The following is a 6,551-nucleotide window of genomic DNA, read 5'->3' as shown; positions in this document are numbered from 1 at the left end:
CATCACGTTGCGACCCCCGGGATGACAGAAGTTACAGTACCGGAAGAAAAGTTTTCTCCCCTTTTCCAGATCCGCGGCCTGAACCGCCACGGCCCCCCAGAATAAAAACCCCAGGACCAGAAAAGCCACCTTTTTCCCGCGCATCTTTTCCTCCTTATATTGAAATTCCTTTCAAGTTAAAAAGATTTAAAAATTACGTCAAGTCCTAAGCCCCAGGGCTGAAAGGATACGGGATCTTACCGCGGGGATACCCTCTCCGGTACGACAGGAGGTGAGGAAGATTTCTTCTTCCGGAAGGGAGAGGACGGAAAGCCATTCCGCCCGGGCCTTGAGCCTTTCGTTCTTAGAAAGTTTATCGATCTTATTAAGTACCACTATGTAGGGCCGATCGAGACTTTCCACGTATTCAAGGAGGCTCCGGTCGAGTTCATCGGCCCTGCGCCGTAGATCAAAGATCAGGATAAGGAGCCGAAGGGGCCTTGCGGCGGAAAGATAGCCTTCCACGAGCCGTTTCCAGGCCCTCTGCACCTTCGGCGGGACTCTGGCAAAGCCGTAGCCCGGAAGGTCCACCACCAGGAAACGGTGATCCACCCGGAAAAAGTTCAGCGCCCGGGTGAACCCCGGGGTGGAGGAGACCCGGGCGAGTTTTTTCCGCCCGAGAAAGGCGTTTATCAGGGAGGACTTTCCCACATTGGAGCGGCCGAGAAAGGCCACCTCCGGAAGCCCCGGCACCGGAAGATCCTCGGATTTGACCACACTCTTCACGAATTGTATCTCACGGAAGGACATATTTCCTTGACGAACAAAAAGGCTTTTGTAATATTACATTAAACCTTGTACCGGGGCAAGCTACGCATGGGGAAAGTAGTCAAGAGTTTCAGAATAGAAGAATACTGGTGGCAGGCCCTGAAAGATTACTGTAATCAGGCCGGTAAATCCTTGAGTGAAACTTTGTCCGAAGCCATTGCCGAATACCTGGCTCGACATCAGCTCGAAGAGAAAAAAAGACTGATAGAAAGTGTCCCTAAACTTTCTTTAGGAATAGAAAAACTGGATCGCCGCGATATCTATGAAGATCGGGATTGATACCAACATTCTGGTTTATTATCTCGATGTCAAAAGTCCCTTCCACAAAGACACAAAAAGAAAATTGGATAAACTGATTATGGAAAACCGAGCGGTGGTAACTCCGCAGAATTTCATAGAACTTTCTTCAGTCTTGACTAAAAAAGAAGTTGTCCCCGAGACTATTGAAGAAATCGGACAAACTTTTTCAAAACTTTTTATTATAGTCTGGCCCAACGAAAATACGCTTGCAAAATTTTTTGAACTTCTGAAAACTTATCCTCGACGGGGAGCAAAAGTCTTTGATCTATTTTTGGTAGCCACTTATTTAAGCCATCATATTCATACCATCTATTCCCATAACACGAAAGATTTCCAGGACATAAAAGAAATCAACCTTTACTAATCGCAACCAACAAACGCTTAATTAAGCCCCGAACCAGGCGCAGGGGGTGGAAGGTTACCGGGGTAAGTCTTTCCGGAAGACGGAAATCCGAAAGGTCGGGAAGATCGGGAGGTAGAGACACCTCCTCGGGCCGGGCCCCGAAAAGACGCATCCGAAGGGCTGTTTCCCAGAGGGGGACCCTTTCCGGCGAAAGGCCCAGGGCCAGATAAAGCGCGGTGTCTAAGGCCACGGCGTTTGGAGAGGCTAAAAGCAGCCCCAGTTCCCTCGCCCGGCCTCCGGTGGGCCCCCGGCCCTCCATGGCCACAATGGCGTCCAGGATATTGAGTTCCACGGGCAAAAGCTCCCCCACCTCAAGGATTGTGCGAAAAAAGAGATCCCCTTTCTCCCCCAGTCGGGCGTGAAGCAGGGGTTTCTGAAGGCCCACCACACAGCCGAAAAGGTTCTTGACCGCCGCGGTAATGAGAAGCTGGTCATGAGCCTTAAGTCGGGGAAGATTCACTATAAGGTCCGCGCAAAGGGCCTCCCGGGCAAGCCTTACCGTGACCCCGCAGGAAAGCTTTACGGGCCTTGAGGGGGTAAAGCGCACCATGCGCACCGGAAGGTCCGCAAGGACCCGGGTTAAGCCCGCCGCCCGGGCCACGGCCTGAGTGGTACCGAAGGCCGGGGAGTCCCCCACCGTGACCTCGGCCCCTCTCTCAAGGAGCCCCTCGCAGACCGCCCGCACCACCGCCGGATGAGTGCAGGATAAGCCGGCCCTCCTCGGAGCCACCAGGTTGGGTTTGACCAGGATCCGCAGCCCTCGAACCGACCCCGGAAATAGCTCCTCAAGAAGGCTGTATATGGCTTCCCTTAGCTCCTCTATGCGATAGGTGGACCAACGTACCTCGACCCGAAGGTTTCCGGACACCCGCAGCCCTCACTCAGATCGACCCGAACCACGCGGAAGAAGCGATCCATTCACTTCCGCATTCCCTTTCGGTATCTAAAGGCCATAGAAGTAAACCCTGCTCCTAACCCCGCGGGAAGACCCTTGGCCGACTCCGAAAAAAGGAAATCTTGGAGTATAATACGATATCAAAAACGGAGAGAAAAGAGATGGCTACGGTCAACATTGAAGGCGTAACCCTCCATCTGGCCCATCCCGACGAGTTAAATCTCGTCTGCGTGGGGCAGGAGGAGGTTATCCGGCAGATCCTTGCCGCCTGGATGCTGGTGGACGAGCGGGATCTGCCGTTAAATCCCCGTCTGGTGGGGAAACCCGGGGTGGGAAAGACCACCCTGGCCTACGCCGCGGCCAAGAGGCTTTCCCGCGAGGTCTATATCTTCCAGGCCACGGTGGATACCCGCCCGGAGGATCTCCTGGTAACCCCGGTCCTTTCCGAGGAGGGGCGCATCAAGTACATGGCCAGCCCCATCGTCACGGCCATGATCCGGGGCGGAGTGGCCATCATCGACGAGGCCAACCGCATGAGTGAGAAGAGCTGGGCCTCACTGGCCCCGCTGCTTGACTCCCGGCGGTATGTGGAATCCATCGTGGCCGGGGTGAAGATCCGGGCCCATCCGGACTTCCGCCTCTGTGTAACCATGAACGAGGACGCCTCCACCTTTGATCTTCCGGAATACATCGATTCTCGGCTCAAACCCATCATCCTGGTGGATTTTCCCGAGGCCGAGGAGGAAAAAGAAATCCTGCGGGCCAATCTGCCCTTTGCCGAGGAGGAACTCCTCACCTATCTGGTGACCTTTCTTCAGGCCGCTCATCGTCAGGGCGAACCCTACAGCGTGCGCGACGGGGTAAATATCGGCCGTTACGCTCTGAAACGACGGGCCTACATGGAAAAAGATCGTCCCCTTCCCGAAATTCTCAAGGAGTCCATAGCCTCTGTCCTGGGGCCTGAGGCCCTGGTTTATCTCCCGGGCGAGGAAAAAGATCGTCCCCGGCTAAGGCCGGTATTTTAAAGCCGTGATCCGTCTCCACCTGAAGGAAACCGAATTCTTTATCCTCCCGGTACTTCACGGGCGTCTGGAATTCGCCCAGGCCGTGCATCATCTATTACGGACTTTGAGGCCTGATGCGGTGGCGGTGGAGTATCCCTCCGTCCTTGAGGAGCTTCTTCGGCGAGCGGTGCGGCGTCTCCCCCGCCTGTCCGTAATTTCCTATGCGGAAAGGGATGGTACCCAGGTCTATCTCCTGGTGGAACCCGTGGAGCCGTTGATCGAGGCCCTGCGCTGGGCCGAGGAGGAAAAAATACCCTCCTTCTGTGTGGATCTGGACCTTGAGGGCTACCCGGAGAAAAACGAGGCCTTTCCCGACCCTTATCTGGTTTATCGGCTGGGCTATGAACGTTACGTGAGGGAAGCCCTGCAGGTGGAGTATCCGGAAACCCCTCAGGACCGGCAACGGGAGATGGCCATGGCCTATCGATTAAAAAAGCTGGCCGGGCGCTTTTCCCGGGTGGCGGTGGTGGTGGGTCTGGCTCACGCCCGACGGGTGGCCCGGTGGTTAAAGGAGGATCCCCCCTGCCCCCTGGCCCGCACCACTCCACGGAAAGCAGGGCTCTTTCATCTCCCCCTGGATAGCGCGCGGGAGGTCCTCTCCGAACCGGGCTTCTTTCAGGGTCGTTACGAAAGGGCCCGTCGTGAGGGCCGACTCCCGCTCGACCGCCTCTCTCTCCAGGAGGAACTCCTGCTCCAGGCCGAAGAGGCCTTCTGCCGGGAATTTCGAGAGAGTCTGACCCCCCGGCAAAAACGCATCTTCCGGCAATTCGCCCGCAATCAGGCCCTTATCTCCGGAGCCCTTACCCCGGATCTCTATCAGTTGATTCTTGCTGCCCGCGGGGCAGCCGGAGACGATCTGGCCTGGCATCTCTGGGAGGTGGGCACCCGTTACCCCTTCGAACCCGAAACCCCGGACCTGGTTCCTCTGTCCCTGCGTCTGGAGGACCTGAGTCGTTCCGGACGCAGGATTCGTTTTCTCAAACGGATGAAACCCTTACACCTGCGGCGCAGGCTGATGCCCCTCAAACGCCGCCCGGAAAGGCGGCCCGGGGAGTTCCGCCAGAGCTGGAAAGGGGAATACGTCTGCTCCTTCCCCCCGGAGGACATCGTGATCGAGAACTTCGGCCGCGAGGTCACGCGCCGGGCCTTAAGGGTGCTCTCCGAGGAGCTCACCCGGGTGGAACCCTTTACCGTGGCCCTCAAGGACGGTCCGGACCTGCGGGAGACCATCCGCCACTGGCACGAAGGCCGCCTCTACGTAAAAGAATCCCCGGTGGTCTCCGGGCGGGCCGGCTCGGTGGTGGTCATCTTCGAGGAGGACGAGGGTCCCCGGGAGGAGTATCCCTGGAAGCTTACCTGGCACGGGGAACACGAGGAGGAATCGGACATGGCCTTTTACGCCACTCCGCCCGGGGAGGTGGTCATCGGCCCGGGGATCTCCCGCTGCGTTTACGGGGGGTTCATGCTCACCTATCCCCCCATGCGGGTCTATGATGTGTGGAGCGACCCCTACTTTGACTTCGCCCGCGGAAAGGCGGAAAGGCTGCTTCTTGCCGGCATCGATTATTCCCTTGAGCGCTATGTGGTCTATGTGGCCCGGAGGCCGCCCTCGGCCCTGGCCAAGACCTTTGCCGCCCGCCAGGGGAAAAAACTCATCTATCTCCCTCTCGGATCCTTCTCCCCGCAGGTCCTTCGCCGCATCCGCGTCTTCCATGTGCTTGAAGGGCATCATGTCCGCGCCTACGCCCACGAATTCATCCAGCCCGACCCCCACCGCCGCTGAGGGAAATTATAGTTCCCGGCGCACCTCGGCCTGAAGAGCCGCAAACTCCGGACTGTGCATCAGCTCCGGCTGTCGCGGATAGGGAAAGGGAACCCGGATCTCGGTGCGCACACGAAAGGGCCGCGGATTGGCCACCACCACGCGCGAGGCCAGGAACACGGCCTCGTGCACATCGTGGGTCACCATAACAATGGTCTGTTCAAACTCCCGCCAGAGCTTTTGTAAAAGCTCATACATGTCCTGTTTGGTGTCCACGTCAAGGGCCGCAAAGGGTTCGTCAAGAAGGAGCATCCTCGGCCCCGGGGCCAGGCAGCGGGCCAGGGCCAGGCGTTTGCGCATACCCCCGGAAAGCTCCCGCGGATACCGGTCGCGGTATTCCCAGAGCCCCACCTCCCGGAGGATGCACTCCACCCGCTCGGGCGAGGGAAGGTGGTCGCGTCGGGCGGAGTAACGCACATTCTCGTACACCGTGAACCAGGGAAAGGCGTCATAGTCCTGAAAGAGGAAACGCAGAAAGTCCGTGGTTCCGTCGTGATCCTTGAAGATCACACGCCCCCGGGTGGGTCTCTCAAGTCCGGCAATAAGTCTCAGGAGAGTGGATTTACCACAGCCCGAAGGCCCCATGATGGCCACGATCTCTCCGGCCTCCACCTCAAGCGACACCCCTTCGATCACCAAAAGATCGCCGTAAGCAAAGTAAACCTCTTCCAGTTTGAGAATAGTTCGGGACATTTTATCGTTTAAGTTCTATGTAGTACCAGCGGAAAAGGCGCCGCGAGAGAAGTTCCAGGGCCCGGTCCGTGAGAAGGCCGATAATTCCGAAGGTGAGAATGCCGGCGTAAAGATCGCCGAGACGCAGGAAACGCTGGCTTACAGCAATGAGGTGCCCCAGGCCCTTTTCCGCCCCCACGATCTCCGCGGCCACCAGAAAGGTCCAGGCCGCACTCAGGTTGATCCGCAACACATCCCAGATCCGGGGCCAGGCCCCGGGCGCAATTATGTAGCGGAAGATCTCCCAGCGAGAATACCCCATGGTGAGCCCCATCTCAATATGGCCCATGTCCGTATCCTCCACCACATCCACCACCATCTGCACGATGAAGAAGATGAGCCCCAGGAAGATCACCGCGTATTTATACATCTCCCCCACGCCGAAATAGACGATGAGAAGCGAGATAAAGGCCGTGGGCGGGATGTAGCGCAGGAAACTATTCACCGGTAACACCAGATTGCGGAAGAGGAAGAAGGTTCCGGCCAGCAACCCCAGGGGCACGCCCACCAGCGAAGCCGCAAGAAATC

At 57.6% G+C, this 6,551-nt stretch carries 8 protein-coding genes; 4 read left to right on the top strand and 4 right to left on the bottom strand.

Features of this window, described 5'->3' with window-relative positions; translation table 11 throughout:
* Window positions 1–198: 198 nt before the first annotated feature.
* A complete protein-coding gene (gene yihA / locus F8J34_RS06575; protein ID WP_297057386.1) occupies window positions 199–789 on the bottom strand; it encodes a ribosome biogenesis GTP-binding protein YihA/YsxC in 591 nt (196 codons plus the stop codon).
* A 66-nt stretch (window positions 790–855) separates the two neighbouring features.
* Here yihA and F8J34_RS06570 point away from each other — a divergent pair, with 66 nt between their 5' ends.
* Both F8J34_RS06570 and F8J34_RS06565 read left to right on the top strand, forming a co-directional pair.
* The gene (locus tag F8J34_RS06570) at window positions 856–1,086 is read left to right on the top strand and encodes a hypothetical protein (RefSeq protein WP_297057385.1); all 231 of its coding nucleotides are present in this window, start codon (window positions 856–858) and stop codon (window positions 1,084–1,086) included.
* The gene (locus F8J34_RS06565; RefSeq protein WP_297057381.1) at window positions 1,070–1,471 is read left to right on the top strand and encodes a PIN domain-containing protein; all 402 of its coding nucleotides are present in this window, start codon (window positions 1,070–1,072) and stop codon (window positions 1,469–1,471) included. The genes F8J34_RS06570 and F8J34_RS06565 overlap by 17 nt, the downstream gene beginning before the upstream one ends.
* Here F8J34_RS06565 and F8J34_RS06560 read toward each other — a convergent pair.
* Window positions 1,458–2,378, bottom strand: a complete 921-nt coding sequence (locus F8J34_RS06560; protein WP_297057378.1) for a DUF362 domain-containing protein — start codon at window positions 2,376–2,378, stop codon at window positions 1,458–1,460. The genes F8J34_RS06565 and F8J34_RS06560 overlap by 14 nt on opposite strands.
* A 188-nt stretch (window positions 2,379–2,566) precedes the next feature.
* Here F8J34_RS06560 and F8J34_RS06555 point away from each other — a divergent pair, with 188 nt between their 5' ends.
* Both F8J34_RS06555 and F8J34_RS06550 read left to right on the top strand, forming a co-directional pair.
* The gene (locus F8J34_RS06555; protein WP_297057374.1) at window positions 2,567–3,430 is read left to right on the top strand and encodes a MoxR family ATPase; all 864 of its coding nucleotides are present in this window, start codon (window positions 2,567–2,569) and stop codon (window positions 3,428–3,430) included.
* 4 nt (window positions 3,431–3,434) lie between these two features.
* On the top strand, window positions 3,435–5,252 hold the full coding sequence (locus tag F8J34_RS06550; RefSeq protein WP_297057371.1) for a hypothetical protein: 1,818 nt from the start codon (window positions 3,435–3,437) through the stop codon (window positions 5,250–5,252).
* 6 nt (window positions 5,253–5,258) lie between these two features.
* On the opposite strand, the gene F8J34_RS06545 is transcribed toward F8J34_RS06550, so the two are convergent.
* Window positions 5,259–5,984 carry an ABC transporter ATP-binding protein gene (locus F8J34_RS06545; protein WP_297057368.1) on the bottom strand — a complete coding sequence of 242 codons (726 nt, stop codon included), beginning with the start codon at window positions 5,982–5,984 and terminating at the stop codon, window positions 5,259–5,261.
* 1 nt (window position 5,985) lies between these two features.
* Window positions 5,986–6,551: ABC transporter permease subunit (locus tag F8J34_RS06540; protein WP_297057366.1), on the bottom strand; the 566-nt coding region annotated here is incomplete at its 5' end.

It is taken from the genome of Thermosulfurimonas sp., from assembly GCF_015491435.1.
GTDB lineage: Bacteria > Desulfobacterota > Thermodesulfobacteria > Thermodesulfobacteriales > Thermodesulfobacteriaceae > Thermosulfurimonas_A.
The sequence above is the reverse complement of the archived record's forward strand: the minus strand, read 5'-3'. Positions and strand labels throughout refer to the sequence as shown.